This window comes from Pluralibacter gergoviae ATCC 33028 = NBRC 105706 (assembly GCF_001598855.1).
In the GTDB taxonomy this organism is placed as follows: domain Bacteria; phylum Pseudomonadota; class Gammaproteobacteria; order Enterobacterales; family Enterobacteriaceae; genus Pluralibacter; species Pluralibacter gergoviae.
This window is the reverse complement of record NZ_BCZS01000010.1, coordinates 144,799-167,356: the sequence shown is the minus strand read 5'-3', so window position 1 is coordinate 167,356 and position 22,558 is coordinate 144,799. Positions and strand designations below refer to the sequence as shown.

The 22,558-nt window shown below is 60.4% G+C and carries 17 protein-coding genes; 11 read left to right on the top strand and 6 right to left on the bottom strand.

The features are described 5' to 3' along the window. On the top strand, positions 1–636 hold a 636-nt coding region (locus ENGE1_RS12520), incomplete at its 5' end, for a phosphoenolpyruvate carboxykinase (ATP) (protein WP_155731554.1). 55 nt (positions 637–691) lie between these two features. Here the strand turns inward: ENGE1_RS12520 and envZ are convergent. Both envZ and ompR read right to left on the bottom strand, forming a co-directional pair. After that, the gene (gene envZ, locus ENGE1_RS12515; protein ID WP_043081188.1) at positions 692–2,044 is read right to left on the bottom strand and encodes a two-component system sensor histidine kinase EnvZ; all 1,353 of its coding nucleotides are present in this window, start codon (positions 2,042–2,044) and stop codon (positions 692–694) included. After that, entirely contained in the window at positions 2,041–2,760 is a 720-nt protein-coding gene (ompR, locus tag ENGE1_RS12510; RefSeq protein ID WP_001157751.1) for an osmolarity response regulator transcription factor OmpR, read from the bottom strand. The genes envZ and ompR overlap by 4 nt, the downstream gene beginning before the upstream one ends. 211 nt (positions 2,761–2,971) lie before the next feature. Between ompR and greB the strand changes: the two genes are divergently transcribed. The 6 genes from greB to ENGE1_RS12480 all read left to right on the top strand — a co-directional run bounded on the left by greB (position 2,972) and on the right by ENGE1_RS12480 (position 10,278). Continuing rightward, a complete protein-coding gene (gene greB, locus ENGE1_RS12505; protein ID WP_043081196.1) occupies positions 2,972–3,445 on the top strand; it encodes a transcription elongation factor GreB in 474 nt (157 codons plus the stop codon). Between the two features lie 101 nt (positions 3,446–3,546). Beyond that, a complete protein-coding gene (locus ENGE1_RS12500; RefSeq protein ID WP_043081198.1) occupies positions 3,547–5,871 on the top strand; it encodes a Tex family protein in 2,325 nt (774 codons plus the stop codon). Positions 5,872–6,203: 332 nt separating this feature from the next. After that, complete coding sequence (feoA, locus tag ENGE1_RS12495; RefSeq protein ID WP_045288320.1) at positions 6,204–6,431, top strand: ferrous iron transporter A; 228 nt, start codon at positions 6,204–6,206, stop codon at positions 6,429–6,431. A gap of 27 nt (positions 6,432–6,458) precedes the next feature. Next, positions 6,459–8,777 (top strand): Fe(2+) transporter permease subunit FeoB, encoded by a 2,319-nt coding sequence (gene feoB, locus ENGE1_RS12490; protein ID WP_048254524.1) that lies wholly within the window; start codon positions 6,459–6,461, stop codon positions 8,775–8,777. 11 nt (positions 8,778–8,788) lie between these two features. Continuing rightward, a complete protein-coding gene (feoC, locus tag ENGE1_RS12485; protein WP_043081201.1) occupies positions 8,789–9,028 on the top strand; it encodes a [Fe-S]-dependent transcriptional repressor FeoC in 240 nt (79 codons plus the stop codon). A gap of 95 nt (positions 9,029–9,123) precedes the next feature. Further along, positions 9,124–10,278: a Fic family protein gene (locus tag ENGE1_RS12480; protein ID WP_048254526.1), complete on the top strand. Its 1,155-nt coding sequence runs from the start codon at positions 9,124–9,126 to the stop codon at positions 10,276–10,278. A gap of 3 nt (positions 10,279–10,281) precedes the next feature. Here ENGE1_RS12480 and bioH read toward each other — a convergent pair whose 3' ends face one another. Then, complete coding sequence (bioH, locus tag ENGE1_RS12475; RefSeq protein ID WP_048254528.1) at positions 10,282–11,052, bottom strand: pimeloyl-ACP methyl ester esterase BioH; 771 nt, start codon at positions 11,050–11,052, stop codon at positions 10,282–10,284. A 36-nt stretch (positions 11,053–11,088) separates the two neighbouring features. On the opposite strand from bioH, the gene gntX reads away from it, so the two are divergent. The 3 genes from gntX (at position 11,089) to gntT (ending at position 14,015) form a co-directional block, all read left to right on the top strand. Then, a complete protein-coding gene (gene gntX, locus ENGE1_RS12470; protein ID WP_048254530.1) occupies positions 11,089–11,757 on the top strand; it encodes a DNA utilization protein GntX in 669 nt (222 codons plus the stop codon). 58 nt (positions 11,758–11,815) lie between these two features. After that, entirely contained in the window at positions 11,816–12,391 is a 576-nt protein-coding gene (gene nfuA, locus ENGE1_RS12465; RefSeq protein WP_043081205.1) for a Fe-S biogenesis protein NfuA, read from the top strand. A gap of 307 nt (positions 12,392–12,698) precedes the next feature. Then, the gene (gene gntT, locus ENGE1_RS12460; protein ID WP_043081206.1) at positions 12,699–14,015 is read left to right on the top strand and encodes a gluconate transporter; all 1,317 of its coding nucleotides are present in this window, start codon (positions 12,699–12,701) and stop codon (positions 14,013–14,015) included. A 96-nt stretch (positions 14,016–14,111) separates the two neighbouring features. Here gntT and malQ read toward each other — a convergent pair whose 3' ends face one another. After that, complete coding sequence (gene malQ, locus ENGE1_RS12455; protein ID WP_048254532.1) at positions 14,112–16,184, bottom strand: 4-alpha-glucanotransferase; 2,073 nt, start codon at positions 16,182–16,184, stop codon at positions 14,112–14,114. Positions 16,185–16,193: 9 nt separating this feature from the next. Continuing rightward, positions 16,194–18,584 (bottom strand): maltodextrin phosphorylase, encoded by a 2,391-nt coding sequence (gene malP / locus ENGE1_RS12450; RefSeq protein WP_048254534.1) that lies wholly within the window; start codon positions 18,582–18,584, stop codon positions 16,194–16,196. A gap of 495 nt (positions 18,585–19,079) precedes the next feature. On the opposite strand from malP, the gene malT reads away from it, so the two are divergent. Further along, a complete protein-coding gene (malT, locus tag ENGE1_RS12445; RefSeq protein WP_048275824.1) occupies positions 19,080–21,785 on the top strand; it encodes an HTH-type transcriptional regulator MalT in 2,706 nt (901 codons plus the stop codon). Here the strand turns inward: malT and ENGE1_RS12440 are convergent, their stop codons facing one another. Continuing rightward, a complete protein-coding gene (locus ENGE1_RS12440; RefSeq protein WP_043081210.1) occupies positions 21,786–22,544 on the bottom strand; it encodes a DeoR/GlpR family transcriptional regulator in 759 nt (252 codons plus the stop codon). Positions 22,545–22,558 lie beyond the last annotated feature (14 nt).

Here is a 22,558-nt window from a genome sequence, read left to right as displayed (position 1 = left end):
TTAAACACCCGCGTCTCTTACCCGATCTACCACATTGAAAACATCGTTAAGCCGGTATCCAAAGCAGGCCACGCGACCAAAGTCATCTTCCTGACCGCCGATGCCTTTGGCGTACTGCCGCCGGTCTCGCGCCTGACCGCAGATCAGACCCAGTACCACTTCCTGTCAGGCTTTACCGCCAAGCTGGCGGGCACCGAGCGCGGCGTCACCGAGCCGACCCCAACCTTCTCCGCCTGCTTCGGCGCGGCGTTCCTGTCGCTGCACCCGACCCAGTATGCGGAAGTGCTGGTTAAGCGCATGAAAGCCGCAGGCGCTCAGGCCTATCTGGTCAACACCGGCTGGAACGGCACCGGCAAGCGTATCTCCATCAAAGATACCCGCGCTATCATCGACGCTATCCTCAACGGCTCGCTGGACGATGCGGAAACGTTCACCCTGCCGATGTTCGACCTGCAGATCCCAACCCGGCTGCCGGGCGTCGATACCCATATCCTCGATCCGCGCAACACCTACGGCTCCCCGGAACAGTGGCAGGAGAAAGCCCAGGCGCTGGCGAAGCTGTTCGTGAATAACTTCGAGAAGTACACCGACACCCCGGCCGGCGAAGCGCTGGTGGCGGCAGGTCCGAAACTGTAAATCACCGCATGCAGTAGTTAAAAGCCCCGGCAGATGTTTATCTGCCGGGGCTTTTTTAGCTCTCTTTCAGGCTGCTGACGACACGCATCACCGGCACCGGTAGCCAGGCGCGTATCAGCAGGCCACCGCGCTCGCTGGTGCCGATTTCCAGCATGCCGTTGTGGTTATCGACAATGCGCTGAACAATCGCCAGCCCCAGACCGGTTCCGCTGGTGCTGCGGGCGCTGTCGCCGCGCACAAAGGGCTGGAACAGGTACTGCCGCTGCTCCGGCTGAATGCCGGGACCGTCATCTTCCACCTGGAACCAGACGCGATTCTGCTCGCTGCCGCTGCTCACCCGGATCCAGCCGTTGCCGTAGCGGGCGGCGTTCACCACCATATTCGCCACTGCGCGCTTGATGGAAAGCGGGTGCATCCGCACCGGAATTTCACCGGGCTGCAGGTTGGTTTCGATTTCACGCTCGTAGCCGCTTTCCGCCGCCACCACTTCACCGAGTACGGCATTGAGATCCGCATCTTCCATCGGCATCTCCTGGCCGGTGCGCAGGTAGTCAATAAACTGCTCGATGATAGCGTTGCACTCTTCGATGTCCTTGTTGATGGACTCGGCGAGATAGCCGTCCTGCTCGCCCATCATCTCTGTCGCCAGGCGAATGCGGGTCAGCGGCGTGCGCAGATCGTGACTGACGCCGGCCATCAGCAGGGTGCGGTCATCGGCAAGCTGCTTGACGCCCGCCGCCATGTGGTTGAAGGCGCGGGTGACCGATCGCACTTCCGAGGCGCCATATTCGCGCAGCGGCGGCGGAATAATGCCTTTCCCCACCTGCAGCGCCGCGTGCTCCAGGTCGACCAGCGGCCGGTTCTGGATGCGAATAAACAGCCATGCGCCGCCAATCGCCAGCAGCATGATTGCCAGGGTGTAGCGGAACAGCGGCGAGAAGTCGCCCTGATGGATTTCGGTCAATGGCACGCGCACCCAGATGTTGGGCGACAGCCAGGTTTTCAGCCAGACGACGGGAGAGCTTTTGTTGACCTCGACGCGCACTTCCGTCGGGCCGCCCAGCTGCTGGGCCATCTGCTGGCTGAGGAACTCATAATGCTGCGCCCAGCGCAGCCCTGCGTCTTCCGCCGCTTCGTCAGAGTAAAGCGAAATGCCCAGCTCGCGGTAGATCTCGCGGCGAAACGCCGGCGGTACCACCAGCTGCGTGCCGTCCTCCAGCTGCAGTTTGTCGGTCATCAGCATACGGACTTCGTACGCCAGCACCTTATTAAACTGCTGGAGACTCGGCATGATGGCGAAGTTCAGCACCACGAGATAGGTCGTCACCAGGCTAACGAACAGCAGGGTGACGATAAGCAGCAGCGTACGGGCAAACGAACTTCGCGGCGAGAAGCGCAGTCGCCTCATGCTTTAGAACCGTCCGGCACGAAGACGTAGCCAAGACCCCATACGGTCTGGATATAGCGCGGATGGGCCGGATCCTCTTCCACCATGCGGCGCAGGCGGGAGATCTGGACGTCGATGGAGCGCTCCATCGCCGAGTATTCGCGGCCGCGGGCGAGGTTCATCAGCTTATCGCGGGAGAGCGGCTCGCGCGGATGGCTGACCAGCGCCTTAAGCACCGCAAATTCGCCGCTGGTGAGCGGCATCGGCTCATCTTCGCGGAACATTTCGCGGGTACCAAGGTTGAGCTTAAATTTGCCGAAGGCGATAACGGCCTCTTCCTGCGACGGCGCGCCCGGCAGTTCGTTGGCCTGGCGACGCAGCACGGCGCGGATGCGGGCCAGCAGCTCACGCGGGTTAAACGGTTTTGGAATGTAGTCGTCGGCGCCAATTTCCAGGCCGACGATACGGTCAACTTCTTCCCCTTTCGCCGTCACCATAATGATCGGCATCGGGTTGCTCTGGCTGCGCAGGCGGCGGCAGATAGAGAGGCCGTCCTCACCGGGCAGCATGAGATCCAGCACCATCAGGTGGAAGGATTCACGGGTCAGCAGCCTGTCCATCTGTTCGGCGTTGGCTACGCTTCGAACCTGGAAGCCCTGCTCGGTCAGATAACGTTCCAGCAGCGCGCGCAGGCGCATGTCGTCATCCACAACAAGAATCTTATAATTCTCTTGCATTGTTTTTACTCCCAGAAGATTCGCAACAATCGTGAGTGCGTATTCTTAAAAAAGCATAGGTTTTGCTCCAGCTAAATCTGGTATAAATTCTAGCCGAAATTGTTACAAAGCATATTTTACAGCAGGTTATCTGTACGTTTCATCACAGAAAGCCTTTTTTTAAGCATCTTTGGTACTATGTGCCAGGAATCTCAGCCTGAAGGTAAGATGCATGAAAACCCCGCTTATTACCCGCGAAGGGTACGAAAAGCTGAAAAAAGAGATGGACTATCTGTGGCGCGAAGAGCGCCCGGAAGTCACAAAGAAGGTGACCTGGGCCGCCAGCCTCGGCGACCGCAGCGAGAACGCCGATTATCAGTACAATAAAAAGCGCCTGCGCGAAATCGACAGGCGGGTTCGCTACCTGACAAAGTGCCTCGAACGTCTGAAAATTGTCGACTACTCCCCGCAACAGGAAGGGAAAGTGTTCTTCGGCGCATGGGTTGAAATTGAGAACGACGACGGCGACATAAAGCGCTTTCGCATTGTTGGCTACGACGAAATCTTTGGCCGCAAGGATTATATCTCCATCGACTCGCCGATGGCCCGGGCGCTGCTCAAAAAAGAGGTCGGCGATCTCGCCGTGGTGCAGACACCTGCCGGAGAGGCGAGCTGGTACGTTAACGAGATTGAGTATGTGAAGTGATCCGCCAGAGTACTCCGATTGGCAGGACGGCAACTGGCATTTTTAGCCGTCTGTCCGTATAACTATCCCCTGTTTTTTACTCCACCGAATGAAATATAGCCATGATGAATAATTCGCTCTGCCGCATAATTGCGGGTGAACTTCAGGCCAGGAACGAGCAGGTTGAAGCCGCCGTTCGCCTGCTTGATGAAGGGAACACCGTGCCGTTTATCGCACGCTACCGTAAGGAAGTCACCGGCGGGCTGGACGATACCCAGCTGCGCACGCTTGAGACCCGTCTTGGCTACCTGCGCGAACTGGAAGAGCGCCGCCAGGCTATCCTCAAGTCCATCGGCGAACAGGGCAAACTGAGCGATGAGCTGGAAAGCGCCATCAACGCCACCCTGAGCAAAACCGAGCTGGAAGACCTCTACCTGCCCTATAAGCCCAAGCGCCGCACCCGCGGGCAGATTGCCATTGAAGCGGGTCTTGAGCCGCTGGCGGAGCTGCTGTGGAATGAGCCGTCCCATACGCCGGAGGCAGAGGCCGAAAAATACGTCGATGCCGATAAAGGCGTGGCGGACGTCAAAGCCGCGCTGGACGGAGCGCGCTATATCCTGATGGAGCGCTTCGCCGAAGACGCCCAGCTACTGGCGAAGGTCCGCGACTACCTGTGGCGCAACGCCCACCTGGTGGCGACCGTGGTCAGCGGTAAAGAAGAGGAAGGCGCCAAGTTCCGCGACTACTTCGATCACCATGAACCGGTTTCCTCCGTGCCTTCCCACCGCGCGCTGGCGATGTTCCGCGGCCGCAACGAAGGTATTCTCCAGCTCTCCCTCAATCCGGACCCGCAGTTTGATGAGCCGCCGAAAGAGAGCCACTGCGAGCAGATCATCATCGATCACCTCGGCCTGCGCCTGAATAATGCCCCGGCGGACAGCTGGCGCAAGGGCGTGGTGAGCTGGACCTGGCGCATCAAGGTGCTGATGCACCTCGAAACCGAGCTGATGGGCACCGTGCGCGAACGCGCGGAAGATGAGGCTATCAATGTCTTCGCCCGCAACCTGCACGATCTGCTGATGGCCGCTCCGGCGGGCCTGCGCGCTACCATGGGCCTCGATCCGGGCCTGCGCACCGGCGTCAAGGTGGCGGTGGTTGACGGCACCGGCAAGCTGGTGGCGACCGACACCATTTATCCCCACACCGGCCAGGCGGCGAAGGCTGCGGTGGCGGTAGCGGCGCTGTGCGAGAAGCATAACGTCGAGCTGGTGGCCATCGGCAACGGCACCGCCTCGCGCGAAACCGAGCGCTTCTACCTCGACGTACAGAAGCAGTTCCCGAAAGTCACCGCCCAGAAGGTGATCGTCAGCGAAGCGGGCGCGTCGGTTTACTCCGCCTCCGAGCTGGCGGCGCTGGAGTTTCCGGATCTGGACGTTTCTATTCGCGGCGCGGTCTCCATCGCCCGCCGCCTGCAGGACCCGCTGGCGGAGCTGGTGAAGATCGACCCGAAATCCATCGGCGTCGGCCAGTACCAGCACGACGTCAGCCAGAGCCAGCTGGCGCGTAAGCTGGATGCGGTGGTCGAAGACTGCGTGAACGCCGTCGGCGTCGATCTCAATACCGCCTCCGTGCCGCTGCTGACCCGCGTGGCCGGCCTGACGCGGATGATGGCGCAGAACATCGTCGCCTGGCGCGATGAGAACGGCCAGTTCCAGAACCGCCAGCAGCTGCTGAAGGTGAGCCGCCTGGGGCCGAAGGCCTTTGAGCAGTGCGCGGGCTTCCTGCGCATCAATCACGGCGACAACCCGCTGGACGCCTCCACTGTCCACCCGGAGGCCTATCCGGTGGTTGAGCGCATTCTGGCCGCCACCGAGCAGGCGCTGAGCGATCTGATGGGCAACAGCAGCGCGCTGCGCAGCGTAAAAGCCGTGGACTTCACCGACGAGCGCTTCGGCCTGCCGACGGTGACCGATATCATCAAAGAGCTGGAAAAACCGGGCCGCGATCCGCGCCCCGAGTTCAAAACCGCGAAGTTTGCCGACGGCGTCGAGACCATGAACGACCTGCTGCCGGGCATGGTGCTGGAAGGCGCGGTGACCAACGTCACCAACTTCGGCGCCTTTGTCGATATCGGCGTTCACCAGGACGGGCTGGTGCATATCTCCTCGCTGGCGGACAAGTTCGTTGAGGATCCGCACACCGTGGTGAAGGCCGGCGATATCGTTAAGGTGAAGGTGCTGGAAGTCGACATGCAGCGCAAGCGTATCGCCCTGACCATGCGCCTGGACGAGCAGCCCGGCGAGAGCGGCAGCCGCCGCGGCGGCGGCAATCGCGAGCAGGGCAACCGCCCGGCGGCGCGGGCGGCAAAACCGCGCGGACGCGAGGCGCAGCCCGCAGGCAATAGCGCCATGATGGACGCGCTGGCGGCAGCATTTAAGAAAAAATAATTAACCTCTCAGCCCTCTTAATTAATTAAGAGGGCTTATCATTGATACTTTCTTACCTGAATTAAAAATCACGCCTTTTATTTTTCAGTTGCGTAACAACTGCCTCTTTCATTAAACATCACGTGCATCGTGAATATTGAGCAATGTCAAAAGGTGTGTGAATACATTGCCGGTTAAACATTTCGTCGTCCTTTTCCAATTGATGGCGGTAACTATTCTCATTATCATCGTAACTGTTGATATTTCATCCTTTCGCCTTTGGCAAATTCGTTGGTTTCATACGTTGACCCTACGTGTGAAGTGTTTTGGCAAGCGACAAAGAGCACAACCCTATGCAATTCACTCCTGACAGCACCTGGAAGATCACCGGGTTCTCACGCGATATCAGTCCGGCCTATCGCCAAAAATTACTCTCGCTCGGCATGTTGCCCGGTTCCTCATTTCACGTCGTTCGCGTCGCCCCTTTAGGCGATCCGGTCCATATTGAAACCCGCCGGGTGAGCCTGGTCCTGCGGAAAAAAGATCTGGCTCTCATTGAAATTGAAGCGGTTAACTGTTAATTCACGCCAAATAAACGAGTTTATAATATGAAAAAATTAACCATTGGCTTAATTGGCAATCCGAATTCAGGTAAAACAACCCTGTTTAATCAATTAACTGGCGCGCGTCAGCGCGTGGGCAACTGGGCAGGGGTTACCGTTGAGCGCAAAGAGGGGCAGTTTGCCACCACCGATAATCAGGTGACGCTGGTGGATTTGCCCGGCACCTACTCGCTTACAACGATCTCTTCGCAGACCTCGCTCGACGAGCAAATCGCCTGCCACTATATCCTCAGCGGCGATGCCGACCTGCTGATTAACGTGGTTGACGCCTCCAACCTTGAACGCAACCTCTACCTGACGCTCCAGCTGCTGGAGCTGGGGATGCCGTGCATCGTGGCGCTGAACATGCTGGACATCGCCGAGAAGCAGCAGGTACATATCGACGTTGACGCCCTTGCCGCCCGCCTGGGCTGCCCGGTAGTCCCCCTGGTATCGACCCGCGGACGCGGCATTGACGCCCTGAAGATGGCAATTGACCGCCTGCAGGGCAACCGGCCGATCGAGCTGGTGCACTATCCGCAGCCGCTGCTGCAGGAAGCCAACGTGCTGGCACAACACGTCCCTGCCGATATGCCGCTGCAGCAGCGCCGCTGGCTGGGGCTGCAGATGCTGGAAGGGGATATCTACAGCCTCGCCTATGCGGGTGACGCCCGCCAGCACCTGCAGGCCTCCCTGGCGCGTCTTGAGAGCGAGATTGACGATCCGGCTCTGCACATCGCCGACGCCCGCTATCAGACTATCGCCGCCATCTGCGACGCCGTCAGCAACACCCTCACCGCCGAACCGAGCCGTTTTACCGCAGCGGTGGATAAAATCATCCTTAACCGCTTCCTCGGCCTGCCGATCTTTCTGTTTGTGATGTACCTGATGTTCCTGCTGGCGATCAACATCGGCGGCGCGCTGCAGCCGATATTCGACGGCGGCTCGGTGGCCCTCTTTATCCACGGCATTCAGTGGCTTGGTGCCACCCTCCACTTCCCCGAATGGCTGACCATCTTTCTGGCCCAGGGGATCGGCGGCGGTATCAACACCGTGCTGCCGCTGGTGCCGCAGATTGGCATGATGTATCTGTTCCTCTCCTTCCTTGAGGACTCCGGCTACATGGCCCGCGCCGCGTTCGTCATGGACCGCCTGATGCAGGCCCTCGGCCTGCCGGGCAAATCCTTCGTGCCGCTGATCGTCGGCTTCGGCTGCAACGTGCCGTCGGTGATGGGGGCCCGCACCCTCGACGCCCCGCGCGAGCGGCTGATGACTATCATGATGGCGCCGTTTATGTCGTGCGGCGCGCGGCTGGCGATTTTCGCCGTCTTCGCTGCGGCCTTCTTCGGCCAGAACGGCGCGCTGGCGGTCTTTTCGCTGTACGTGCTCGGCATCGTGATGGCGATCCTTACCGGCCTGATGCTGAAGCACACGATCATGCGCGGCGAAGCCTCGCCGTTCGTCATGGAGCTGCCGGTGTATCACGTGCCGCACCTCAAGAGCCTGGTTATTCAGACCTGGCAGCGCCTGAAGGGCTTCGTGCTGCGCGCCGGTAAGGTGATTGTGATCGTCAGCATCTTCCTCAGCGCGCTGAACAGCTTTACCCTCGACGGCAAAGCCGCCGATAGCATCAACGATTCGGCGCTGGCCTCGGTCAGCCGGGTCATCACCCCGCTGTTTAAGCCCATCGGCGTACACGCAGATAACTGGCAGGCCACGGTCGGCCTGTTTACCGGTGCGATGGCGAAAGAGGTGGTGGTCGGCACCCTGAATACGCTCTATACCGCTGAAAATATCCAGGAGGAGGCGTTTAATCCGGCGACGTTTAATCTGCTGGATGAACTGGGCGCCGCGGTCGGCGAAACCTGGCAGAGCCTGAAGGACACCTTCAGCCTGAGCGTGCTGGCCAACCCGATTGAGGCCAGCAAGGGCGACGGCGAAATGGCCACCGGCTCGATGGGCGTAATGAGCAGCAAGTTCGGCAGCGCGGCGGCGGCTTACAGCTACCTGATCTTCGTCCTGCTCTACATTCCGTGCATCTCGGTAATGGGCGCCATCGCCCGTGAATCGAGCCGCGGCTGGATGGGCTTCTCTATCCTGTGGGGACTGAACATCGCCTACTCGCTCTCTACCCTGTTCTACCAGGTCGCCAGCTATAGCCAGCATCCGCGCTACAGCCTGGTGTGCATCCTGACGGTGGTGCTGTTTAACGTTATCCTGCTCGGCCTGCTGCGCCGGGCCCGCAGCCGGGTTGACGTTAACCTGATGGCTACGCGCAAAACCGTCCACAGCTGCTGCAGCACCACCACCGGCGACTGCCACTAAGGAGACACGCAATGGCGTCAATGATTGAACTGCGCGATACGCTGGCCCTGCAGGGTCGGATGGAGGCCCGGCAGCTGAGCCAGGCCCTGCATACGCCGCAGCCGATGGTTGACGCCATGCTGCTGCGCCTGGAGGCGATGGGCAAAGCTAAGCGGATCATTGACGACCCGCAGTCGTGCCTTACCGGCAGCTGCAAAAGCTGTCCGGAGGGAAAGGCGTGCCGCAGGGAGCTGTGGACGCTTATTGTTTAGTCATCGGCATAGCGTTTATTTAAGCGGCTTTTAATACGTGACTATGTTATTAAAGAGTCTTTTAATAACTAAAGACATTATTAAAGGAAGCTTTCATGAACCGTGAATCTGGTCGCTATGTGACCACAAACAGTTACCAGGAACGCGTGAAAGCATTTGTTCCTGAACCTCTCCCTCCTTCGAATCCCACGCTGGTCCAGGAGTCATGGTTAACGCATAACCAAAGCGCCGAACTGGCTCTTGCCAGGCTTTCCGGAATGTCTGGTCTCGTTTCGTCTGGCGAGTGGTTGATCTACAGTGCTCTTCGCCTTGAAGCTCTACTAACATCCCAGTTGGAGGGCACTCAGGCTACGCTTACGGATGTCTTTGATGAAGAGGCCGGATTATCTGTTGCCAATGCGGATGATGTTGAAGAAGTTATCCAATACCTACAGGCATACCGATATGTCAGAGAGCAGATCAACTCACCTCATGGACTCCCGGTTTCAGTCCGCTTACTGACAGAAGCGCACAAAATTCTTCTGCACGGCATTCGCGGTACAAATAAGCAACCCGGTCACATCAGGACAAGCCAGAACTGGATTGGGGGTTCCCGTCCAGGTAATGCAGCATTCGTCCCTCCCCCGCCGGAGTACGTCGTCGACTTGCTGGCAGATCTTGAGCTATTTATTCATGATGAGCGCCAGTCGCTTCCACCGCTGGTAAAAATTGCGCTAGTTCATGCGCAGTTTGAGACGATACACCCATTCCTGGATGGAAATGGTCGTATAGGACGGCTGCTCATCGCAATGCTACTTGAAACATGGGAGGTTCTACCGGAGCCACTTTTATACGTTTCCGGGTATCTAAAAAAACATCAGTTGGAATACTACAGATGTCTCTCTGAGATAAGAAGCAATGGCAACTGGGAACAATGGATAGTCTTCTTTCTGGAAGGAGTAGAAATAGCCGCAGAGGAGGCACAACACAGTATTATTCAGATTGCTTCTCTCCTTGCAATGGATCGTAAAAAGCTCCTGGAAAACAAATCAAGTTCTTTACAGGCCCTGCGTCTTTTTGAGCTTCTGCCAGTAATGCCAAAACTGACAGTCGAACGCGCCCAACAAGAACTTGGTGTGACGTTCCCCACGGCAAGTCTGGCCATAAAAGTACTTGAAAATGCCGATATTCTCGTCGAAACAACTGGCCGTAGCCGTGGGAAAAGCTATATCTACAGGCGATATGTCGATCTCCTGAGAAATGATTTATAAGGCCTATCGCCCCGCGACAAACGCCTCCAGCGCCTCGCAGAACGTCTGCGGATGGGAAATAAACGGCGCGTGCGCCGCCTTCTCCACGATAAGCGACCGGCTTTGCGGCCACTGAGCGTCGAGCAGCGGGACGATTTTGCGCGGCACCAGGCCGTCCAGCGCGCCGTACAGGCGTAGGAACGGTGCGCTAAGCGCGGTCAGCGCCGCGCGCAGATCGGCTGTTTTGAGGATCTCCAGCCCGCCGTTGAGCGCCTCCGTCGACGGCATCGGCAGCGACAGCACCGCGCTTTTCAGCCGCCGCGCGTCCTGGCGGGCGTTTTCGGTGCCCATCGTCTGCAGGGCAAGGAAGCGCTCCACGGTCTTCTGAAAATCCTCGCTCAGCTGCTGCTGGAAGCCCGACAGCACCGATGGCTTAATGCCGGGCCAGCCGTCGCGGGCGCTGAAGCAGGGCGACGAGGCGACGGTCACCAGCGCCGTTACGTGCTCCGGGGCCATCAGCGCCGCCCGGCTCGCCACCAGCCCGCCGAGGCTCCAGCCGAGCCAGACCGCGCGCGCCGGGGCCTGCGCCAGCACGCGCTCCGCCATCTCATCAAGCGTCATGGCGCCAAAGCCCTGGCTGCGGCCATAGCCGGGCAGATCGACCAGATGCAGGGTAAATTGCGCGCTCAGCAGCGGAACGATGCAATCCCACACCTGCGCATTCAGTCCCCAGCCGTGCAGCAGCACAAGATCGCATTTACCTTCACCCGCAGTGTGCCACCAGATGTCGCTCATCGGTTATTGTCTCTTTCGTCGCATTGGAGGAGCGCTATGCTATCAATACACGGCCTGTGCTGGCTATGCCGGATGCCGCTGGCGGTGAGCCACTGGGGAGTCTGCTCCTGCTGTACGGCCGCGGTCATGGCGACCGTACCGCTGTGTCCGCAGTGCGGGCTGCCGGCGGCCTATCCGCACCTGCCCTGCGGCCGCTGCCTGCAAAAGCCGCCGCCGTGGCGGCGCCTCGTGGCGATTAACGACTACGTCGCCCCGCTATCGGGGCTGGTGAAAAGCTTCAAGTTCAGCGGCCGGCCGGAAATCGCCCGCGCGCTGGCCCGCCTGCTGCTGCTGCGCCTGCTGCCGCAGCGGGAGAAGCCGGATCTGCTGATCGCCGTGCCGCTGTGGCGCCTGCGCCACTGGCGGCGGGGCTACAATCAGGCCGACCTGCTGTGCCGCCCTCTCGCCCGCTGGCTGGGGTGCCGCTACCGTCCGGAAGCGATACGGCGAACGCGGGCAACGCCGCTCCAGCACCGGCTGTCGGCCCGGCGGCGCAGGCAAAACCTGAAAAACGCCTTTCGGCTTGAATTCCCGGTGGCCGGACTCCATATCGCCCTGATAGACGATGTCGTCACGACCGGCGCCACCGCCGCCGAACTTTGCCGCCTGCTTTTGCAAAACGGCGCCGCGTCAGTTCAGGTATGGTGCCTGTGTCGTACCTTGTAGGCCCCCCGCGATGGGCGTATTATAACCAACTAAAGTAGTCAACTATTAGGCCAACGCTATGATCCGTATCTCTGACGCTGCACAAGCCCACTTTGCCAAACTGCTGGCAAATCAGGAAGAAGGGACACAAATCCGCGTATTTGTGATTAATCCCGGCACCCCGAATGCTGAATGCGGCGTATCCTACTGTCCGCCCGACGCGGTGGAAGCCTCCGACACTGCCCTGCCGTTCGAGCAGCTTACCGCCTACGTTGACGAGCTGAGCGCCCCCTATCTGGAAGACGCCGAAATTGATTTCGTCACCGACCAGCTCGGCTCGCAGCTGACGCTGAAGGCGCCGAACGCCAAAATGCGTAAAGTTTCTGACGATGCGCCGCTGATGGAGCGCGTCGAGTATCTGCTGCAGTCGCAGATCAACCCGCAGCTGGCGGGCCACGGCGGCCGCGTATCGCTGATGGAGATCACCGACGAAGGCTTCGCCATCCTGCAGTTCGGCGGCGGCTGTAACGGCTGTTCAATGGTGGATGTGACCCTGAAAGAGGGTATCGAAAAGCAACTGTTGAACGAATTTCCTGAGCTGAAAGGCGTGCGCGATCTCACCGAGCACCAGCGCGGCGAGCACTCCTACTACTGACAGCTTCATCGCCTCCGGCGGCGTCCGCTGCCGGAGCATCCCTCTCCTCTCCTACGTAATTTCATTTCTTTGTAAAAGAGTATGACCGGCTTCTCATAATTGAGATTTTACCCCGCCAGGTGATGTTCAAGCCCCGCATGTTACCCGTATCATTCACGCAGGTACTGTCGCGGGAAAAATAGCCAGCTATTCTTTCCGGACACAATGATAACGGAAACAGTGCCGCTAATGTTGCTGCCTGAAGGTAGTAAAAACGTTATTGCTTACACACTGAAGTTACCCATAACAAATTAAGGCCAGGTAAATCATGCCATTAGTCATCGTTGCAATCGGGGTTGCCCTACTGCTCCTGCTGATGATCCGCTTCAAGCTAAACGGATTCATTGCGCTGGTACTCGTCGCGCTTGCGGTGGGTTTAATGCAGGGTATGCCGCTGGATAAAGTCATTGGTTCTATTAAAACCGGGGTCGGCGGTACGCTGGGCAGCCTGGCGCTGATCATGGGCTTCGGCGCTATGCTCGGCAAAATGCTGGCGGACTGCGGCGGTGCGCAGCGTATTGCCACCACGCTTATCGCTAAATTCGGTAAAAAACACATTCAGTGGGCGGTGGTCCTGACCGGCTTCACCGTCGGCTTCGCGCTGTTCTACGAAGTGGGCTTCGTGCTGATGCTGCCGCTGGTGTTCACCATCGCCGCCGCGGCCAACATTCCGCTGCTGTACGTCGGCGTACCGATGGCCGCCGCGCTGTCGGTAACCCACGGCTTCCTGCCGCCGCATCCGGGTCCGACCGCTATCGCCACCATTTTCCACGCGGATATGGGTAAAACACTGCTGTTTGGCACCATCCTCGCGATCCCGACCGTTATTCTGGCCGGCCCGGTCTACGCCCGCTTCCTGAAAGGCATCGATAAGCCGATCCCGGAAGGACTGTACAACGCGAAAACCTTCACTGACGAAGAGATGCCGGGCTTTGGCGTCAGCGTCTGGACCTCGCTGGTGCCGGTAGTGCTGATGGCCCTGCGCGCGATTGCCGAGATGGTGCTGCCGAAAGGCCATGCCCTGCTGCCGGTGGCGGAGTTCTTCGGCGATCCGGTGATGGCGACCCTGATTGCCGTACTGATCGCGGTCTTCACCTTCGGCATCAACCGCGGCCGCTCGATGGATCAGATCAACGAAACGCTGGGCTCATCGATTAAAATCATTGCCATGATGCTGCTGATCATCGGCGGCGGCGGCGCCTTCAAGCAGGTGCTGGTCGACAGCGGCGTGGATAAGTACATCGCCTCCATGATGCACGCCACTAACCTTTCGCCGCTGCTGATGGCATGGCTCATTGCCGCGGTACTGCGTATCGCTCTGGGTTCGGCGACCGTTGCCGCGATCACCGCCGGCGGTATCGCAGCGCCGCTGATCGCCACCACCGGCGTCAGCCCGGAGCTGATGGTTATCGCCGTCGGTTCCGGCAGCGTGATTTTCTCTCACGTCAACGATCCGGGCTTCTGGCTGTTTAAAGAGTACTTCAACCTGACTATCGGCGAGACCATCAAGTCGTGGTCGATGCTGGAAACCATCATCTCGGTCTGCGGCCTGGTCGGCTGCCTGCTGCTGGGCATGGTGTTCTGATCCCCACTTGCGTCACAAAAAACCCGCCGACCGGCGGGTTTTTTGTTTCCTTTCTGCCTCTTCACGGTGCCGGATAGAGCGGCGCTGACGCGAGGGCTAGGCTTTCTTCGCCGCCCGCCGCCGCCGGTCCAGATCCTTAATCAGCCGGTTGACGCGCGGATCGGCGAACATCGCCTCCAGGGGCACCGTCAGCTTGCGGCGCCAGTTTTTATACTGGCTGCTGGTGCCGGGAACGTTAACCGGCCCGGCCATATCCAGCCAGTCCTCCGGCTGCAGGCCCAGCAGCGCGCTGCCGCTGTCGGCAATGTAGCGCTGCATGCCGCGATTGAGGGTGTCGGTCATGCCCATCAGCGACGCCCTGTGCCCGGCGCGCTTCGGCAGACAGCCGGCCTTGTGCAGCGCCTCCAGCAGCCCCTGCTTCGCCTGCTCGCGCTCCTGATAAAGCCCGCGCAGCACCTCGTCATCGGGATAGAGGCCGAGGGTTTTACCCAGCGACAGATCGCCGCTGTCCCACCAGCCGCGCAGAGTCGGCAGATCGTGGGTAGTGGCGACCGCCATTGACTGCGGCGGATAATCCTGCGGCCTGCGGAACACCTTGCGGTGGTCGCTTTCGAAGTAGAGCACCTTGTAAGAGTAAACGCCGCTCTTGCGCAGCTTGCCGACGATCTCCGGCGGCACGGTGCCGAGATCTTCGCCGATCACCATGCACTGATGGCGCTTGCTCTCCAGGGCGAGGATCGCCAGCAGATCGTCCACCGGATAGTGGACATAGGCGCCGCGATCCGCCGTTTCTCCATAGGGGATCCACCACAGGCGCAGAACCGACATCACGTGATCGATACGCAGCGCGCCGCAGTTCTGCATATTGGCGCGTAGCAGGGCGATAAACGGCTCGTAGGCGCGGGCGACGATGACGTGGGGATCCATCGGCGGCAGGCCCCAGTTCTGGCCCAGCGGGCCGAGAATATCCGGCGGCGCGCCGACGGAGGCCTTGAGGCAGTAGAGTTCGCGATCGCACCAGGTCTCCGCTCCGCCTTCGGCCACGCCCACCGCCAGATCGCGGTAGAGGCCGATGGGCATCTGCTGCTGCTGGCAGACCTGCCAGCAGTCGGCGAACTGGCCGTGCGCCAGCCACTGCAGCCAGAGGAAGAAGTCCACCTCGTCGGCGTGCTCCCGGCAGAACGCCTTCACTTTACCGCTGTGGATGTCCCGATACGCCTCCGGCCACGCGGGCCAGCCCCAGCGCTGCGGATCCTCTTTCACCTGCCAGGCGTGCAGCGCATCGAAGGCCGCCTGCCAGTAAAGGCTCTCGCCTTCATCGGCGACAAAGGTGCGGAAGGCCGACATCTGGCGGTCGTCGCGCTGCGAAAAGCGCTTCCACGCCAGCCTCAGCGCCGCCATCTTCAGCGCGGTCACCGCCGCGTAGTCCACCCACTCTGACGCCCGGGCGGCGGCCAGCAGCTGGCGGGTATCCGGCAGCTGCCACCAGGCCTGGGCCTCTTCGCTGTCGCGAAAATCCTCGACGGCGTTAACGTCAATGTAGATAACGTTCAGCCAGCGCCTGGAGGAGGGGCTGTAGGGACTGGCGCTCTCCGGATTGGCCGGATAGAGCGCGTGGATCGGATTGAGGCCAATAAACGCGCCGCCCCGGGAGGCTATCTCCGGCAGCATCGCCCTGAGATCGCCGAAATCGCCGATCCCCCAGTTATTCTCCGAACGCAGGGTATAGAGCTGCACGCAGCTGCCCCACAGCCTGTCGCCCTGCTTCAGCGCCTGCGGCTCGTAGCAGCGTCCGGGGGCAACAATCACCCGGCAGTGCCAGCGCTCGCCGTCCCGGGTCAGGGTCAGCGTGTGGTAGCCCTCGGGCAGCCGCTTTGGCAGCGCCAGCGCCTTACCGCCGGCGATATTGCCCTGGTGCTGGCCGCCCTCTTCGGTGGTCAGCATCCAGCGGTAGTCGCCGCTGCCCGCCACGGGCAGGGTCATGGTTTTGCCGCGGATAAAGACCTGCACGTTGGGCACCGGCCCCGCCGCCGCGCTCTCGCGATGCATCGCCTCCAGCAGGCGGCGCGTGGTATCTGCGCTAATCGACTGCGGCTTGCCGTGGGCGTTGATGTAACTCGGGCTGATGCCCGCCGCCTGCGCGGCTTTCTCCAGACGTTTGCTCTCCATAGCACTCCCTTAGCGTTTTGCCTGCCAGATGCGGGCCTGATAGTCGCGGATAGAGCGATCTGAACTGAACATACCGCAGCGGGCGGTATTCAGAATGGCGGCGCGGGTCCAGGCCTCCTGGTCGCGGTACAGCTCGTCCACGCGCCGCTGCGCTTCGACGTAGGCGGCAAAGTCCGCCAGCACCAGGTAGGGGTCGCCGCCCTGCTTGCCGATGCTGTGCAGCATCTGATCGAAGGCGTGCTTATCGCCGCCGCTGAACTTACCGCTCTCCAGCGCCTTCAGCACCGCGTCCAGCTGCTTGTCCTTTTTACGCCACTTGACCGGGTCGTAGCCCTCAGCCTTCAGCGCCTTAACCTCTTCGACAGTGTGGCCGAAGATAAAGATGTTCTCTTCGCCGACCTGCTCTGCGATCTCCACGTTGGCGCCGTCAAGGGTGCCGACGGTAAGCGCGCCGTTGAGGGCCAGCTTCATGTTGCCGGTGCCGGAGGCCTCTTTACCCGCCGTCGAGATCTGCTCCGACACGTCCGCCGCCGGGATCAGCATCTCCGCCGCCGACACGCAGTAGTCCGGCAGGAACACTACCTTCAGCTTATCGCCCACCTTCGGATCGGCGTTGATAACCTCGGCGACCTTATTAATGGCAAAGATAATGTTCTTCGCCAGGTAGTAGCCCGGCGCCGCCTTGGCGCCGAACAGGAAGACGCGCGGCACGCGGTCGGCCTGCGGGTTGTCGAGGATCTCTTTATACAGCGCAATAATGTGCAGCAGGTTGAGGTGCTGACGCTTGTACTCGTGCAGGCGCTTGATCTGGATATCAAAAATCGCCTCTGGGTTAATCTCAATCCCGGTGCGCTGCTTCACAAACGCCGCCAGCCGCTGCTTGTTAGCGCGCTTGATATCGCGGTACGTTTTGCGGAATTTAGCATTGTCGGCCTGTTTCTCAAGGGCGATAAGCTGGTCGAGATCGTTTGCCCACTCTTTCTTCAGCGTTTTATCCAGCAGCGCCGCCAGCGCCGGGTTGCACTGCTTGATCCAGCGGCGCGGCGTAATGCCGTTGGTGACGTTGTGGAACTTGTTCGGCCACAGCTGGTGATATTCCGGGAACAGATCCTTGACCACCAGATCGGAGTGCAGGGCCGCCACGCCGTTCACCGCAAAGCCGCTGACCACGCACAGATTTGCCATCCGCACCTGTCGGTCGTAGACCACCGCCAGCTTCGCCCAGGTTGCCTCGTCGCCGGGCCAGGTCTTCTCAACCAGCGCCTGAAAACGCTTATTAATTTCATGGATGATCTGCATATGGCGCGGCAGCAGGGCTTTCACCAGCTTTTCGTCCCAGCACTCCAGCGCCTCCGGCATCAGCGTGTGGTTGGTGTAGGCGAAGGTTTTGCTGGTGATGGCCCACGCGTCGTCCCAGGACAGCTGATGCTCGTCGATCAGCACCCGCAGCAGCTCGGGGATCGCGATAGTTGGATGGGTGTCGTTGAGCTGGATAACTTCGAATTTGGCCAGTTCGTGCAGTTTGCGCCCGGCCAGATGGTGGCGTCGCAGGATATCGGCCACCGAGCAGGCGCACTGGAAGTACTGCTGCATCAGGCGCAGCTTTTTTCCCGCCAGGTGGTTGTCGTTGGGGTAGAGCACCTTGGTCAGTTTTTCGGCGTCGATACCCTGCTGCTCGGCGCGCAGGAAGTCGCCGTCGTTGAATTTGGTGAGATTAAACGGATGGGCGTGGGTCGCCTGCCACAGGCGCAGCGGCTGCGCCACGCCGTTGCGGTAGCCGAGCACCGGCAGATCCCAGGCCTGGCCGGTAATCGTGAAGCCCGGCGCCCAGCGCCCCTTCACCACTTTGCCGCCGATGCCGACCTGCACATCCAGCGCCGCGTTGTGGCGGAACCACGGATAGCTGCCGCGCTGCCAGTCGTCCGGGGCCTCCATCTGCTGGCCGTCGGCAAACGACTGGCGGAACAGGCCGTACTGGTAGTTCAGGCCATAGCCGGTGGCTGGCTGGCCGACGGTGGCCATTGAGTCGAGGAAGCAGGCCGCGAGCCGCCCCAGGCCGCCGTTGCCGAGCGCCGGATCGGTCTCCTCCTCCAGCAGATCGGTAAGATTAACGTTGTGCCCTTTCAGCACATCGCTGACCTCCTGATACCAGCCGAGATTGAGCAGGTTGTTGCCGGTGAGGCGACCAATCAGGAACTCCATCGAAATATAGTTAACGTTGCGCTGCTCCTTTACCGGTTTTGCCGCCGGCTGCGCCGCCAGCAGCTCAGCCAGCGCGCCGCTGACCGCCTGCCACCACTGGTGCGGCGTCATCTCGTCGGCGGCGCGCAAACCGAAACGCTGCCACTGACGGGTCAGGGCAGCCTGAAACTGTTCTTTGTGAAAGGTCGTCTGTGACATATGCATCAATCCTGTTAGCTAAAACACTGGCGCTAGTGTGTCAGTCAGAGCCGCCGCCGTCCTCATCCCGGCGGGGATTCACCGGGGAGGAGCGGCGGGGATGAGCGTAAAGTGTGATCTTCGCCACTATAACGTTAGCGGAATGCGTAAGATTTGCCCGCTAATACTTTCCTGCCATTGCGCCACATAGTGCGCCACATCGTCCCGGCAAACAAAGCCGACTTGCTAACAATTGCTTAACCTTACAAAACCAGCAACCATGCGCGCTGGCACCGGTTTCAGGGTTTTATTTACTATTCGTTAATATTTGTGACAGAGTGCAAATTCATGGACATCAAATTCGGACATAACTTGCAATAACTCGCCATATATCCGACTTTATGGCCATTAATTACGAAGCTCAAAAAAACTCCTTAAGCCTACTCCCCCAAGCGTCGTTGGCGCAGCCAGTTTGGATCCAGACAGGCTTTTTTCTCACAGTGAAGTGATAAACCTATGTTGATTCCGTCCAAATTAAGTCGCCCGGTTCGCCTGGATCACACTGTGATCCGTGAGCGGCTGCTGACCAAGCTGTCCGGCGCGAACAATTACCGGCTGGCGCTGATCACCAGCCCGGCAGGCTATGGCAAAACAACCCTCATTTCGCAGTGGGCGGCGGAAAAAAGCGGCCTGGGCTGGTTCTCACTGGATGACGGCGATAACCAGCAGGAGCGCTTCGCCAGCTATCTTGTCGCCGCCGTGCAGCAGGCGACGGGCGGCCACTGCACCGCCAGTGAAACCATGGTACAAAAGCGTCAGTATGCCAGCCTCACCTCACTCTTCTCGCAGCTATTTATCGAGCTGAACAGCTGGCAGCGCCCGCTGTTCCTGGTGATCGACGACTATCACCTGATCGTTAATCCGGTTATCCACGACGCAATGCGCTTTTTCCTGCGCCACCAGCCGGAGAATATGACCCTGGTGGTCCTGTCGCGTAATCTGCCCCAGCTCGGCATCGCTAATCTGCGGGTGCGGGAGCAACTGCTGGAGATTGGCAGCCAGCAGCTGGCGTTTAACCATCAGGAGGCCAAACAGTTCTTCGACTGCCGCCTGCGTTCGCCTATTGAAGAGGTGGAGATAGGCCGGGTCTGCGACGACGTGGCGGGCTGGGCGACGGCGCTACAGCTGATTGCCCTCTCGGCGCGCCAGGACAGCAGCGCGGTGCACCAGTCCGCACGCCGCCTCTCCGGCATTAATGCCAGCCACCTGTCAGACTACCTGGTGGACGAAGTGCTGGACAACGTCGATGGCCCTACCCGCAATTTTCTGCTGAAAAGCGCGCTGCTGCGCTCGATGAACGATGCGCTGATCGTCCGGGTCACCGGGGAAGAGAACGGCCAGATGCGGCTGGAGGACGTAGAGCGCCAGGGGCTATTTTTACAGCGCATGGACAACTCCGGCGAGTGGTTCAGCTACCATCCGCTGTTCGGCAGCTTCCTGCGCCAGCGCTGCCAGTGGGAACTGGCCACCGAGCTGCCGGAGATCCACCGCGCCGCCGCCGAAGGCTGGATGGCGCAGGGCTATCCGAGCGAGGCCATACACCACGCGCTGTCTGCGGGCGATGCCGCAATGCTGCGCGACATTCTGCTCAATCACGCCTGGGGGCTGTTCCACCACAGCGAACTGTCGCTGCTGGAGGCTTCTCTCGCGGCGTTACCCTGGGAGAGCCTGCTGGAAAACCCGCGCCTGGTGCTGCTGCAGGCGTGGCTGATGCAGAGCCAGCACCGCTACAGCGAGGTCAATACCCTGCTGGCCCGCGTCGAGGAGGAGATGCAGGGCGAGATGGATGCCTCCCTGCACGGCGACTTTAACGCCCTGCGCGCCCAGGTCGCCATCAACGACGGCAACCAGGACGAGGCGGACCGGCTGTCAATGGTCGCCCTCGCCGAACTGCCGCTCGCCAGCTACTACAGCCGCATCGTCGCCACGTCGGTGCACGGCGAGGTGCTGCACTGCCGGGGCAAACTGAGCCCGTCCCTGAGGGTGATGCAGCAGACCGAGCAGATGGCCCGCCGCCACGAGGTCTGGCATTACGCCCTGTGGAGCCTCATTCAGCAGAGCGAAATTCTCTTTGCCCAGGGCTTCCTGCAGGCGGCGTGGGAATCCCAGGAGAAAGGCTTCCAGCTGGTCCGCGACCAGCATCTGGAACAGCTGCCGATGCACGAGTTCCTGCTGCGCATCCGCGCCCAGCTGCTGTGGGCCTGGGCGCGGCTTGATGAGGCTGAATTCAGCGCCCGCCACGGTATGGAAGTACTCGCCAGCTACCAGCCGCAGCAGCAGCTGCAGTGCCTGGCGCTGCTGGTGCAGAGCTCGCTGGCGCGGGGCAACCTCGACAACGCCCGCAACCACCTCAACCGGCTGGAAAACCTGCTCGGCAACGGCCAGTACCACAGCGACTGGGTCTCCAACGCCGATAAAGTGCGGGTGATCTACTGGCAGATGACCGGCGATCTGAAGGCGGCGGCCAACTGGCTGCGGCAGACGCCGAAGCCGGCCTTTGCCAACAATCACTTCCTGCAGACCCAGTGGCGCAACATCGCCAGGGCGCAGATCCTGCTCGGGGAGTTTGAGTCAGCGGAGATAGTGCTGGAAGAGCTGAATGAAAACGCCGGCGCCCTGCGCCTGATGAGCGATCTCAACCGCAACCTGCTGCTGCTTAACCAGCTTTACTGGCAGGCGGGCCGTAAAAACGATGCCCAGCGCGTACTGATGGAGGCGCTGGCGCTGGCTAACCGCACCGGTTTTATCAGCCACTTCGTGATTGAAGGCGAGGCGATGGCGCAGCAGCTGCGCCAGCTGCTGCAGCTGGGCAACCTGCCGGAGCTGGAACAGCACCGCGCCCAGCGCATCCTGCGCGAGATTAATCAGCACCACCGGCACAAGTTCGCCCACTTTGATGAGAATTTTGTCGAGCGGCTGCTTAACCACCCGCAGGTGCCGGAGCTTATCCGCACCAGCCCGCTGACCCAGCGCGAGTGGCAGGTTCTGGGGCTTATCTACTCCGGCTACAGCAATGACCAGATTGCCGGCGAGCTGGACGTGGCGGCCACCACCATCAAAACCCACATCCGCAATCTGTACCAGAAGCTCGGCGTGGCGCACCGTCAGGATGCGGTGCAGCACGCCCAGCAGCTGCTGAAAATGATGGGCTACGGCGTTTAGCTAGCACAGCTCCAACTGGATGCTGTGTTCAGTGATGACTCGCATCACCCCGGCGGGCGGCATCACGTCGGTGTAAACCGCATCGACCATGCTGATGCTGCCCATATTGACCATCGCGTTGCGCCCGAACTTGGAGTGGTCAACCACCAGCATCACGTGGCGAGAGTTGTCGATAATCGCCCGCTTGGTGCGCATCTCGTGATAGTCAAACTCCAGCAGCGAGCCATCGCTGTCGATGCCGCTGATCCCGAGAATGCCGTAATCGAGGCGGAACTGGGAGATAAAGTCCATCGTCGCTTCGCCAATAATGCCGCCGTCGCGGCTGCGCAGCTCCCCACCGGCGAGGATCACGCGGAAATCCTCTTTCGCCATCAGGGTGTTAGCAACGTTGAGATTGTTGGTGACCACCCGCAGATCGGCGTGGCCGAGCAGCGCGTGGGCCACCGCCTCCGGCGTGGTGCCGATATCAATAAACAGCGCCGAGCCGTTGGGGATCTGGCTGGCCACCTTGCGGGCAATGCGCTCTTTCTCCGCCGTCAGCGTCGCTTTACGGTCGTGCCATGAGGTATTCACCGAACTGGACGGCAGCGCCGCGCCGCCGTGGTGGCGCAGGATCATCTGCTGATCGGCCAGGTCGTTTAAGTCCCGGCGAATGGTCTGCGGGCTGACGGCGAACTGCTCGACCAGCTCTTCGGTGCTGACGTAGCCCTGCCGCTTAACCAGCTCAATTATGGCGTCGTGACGCTGCGTTTGTTTCATCAAAAGACCCTGAA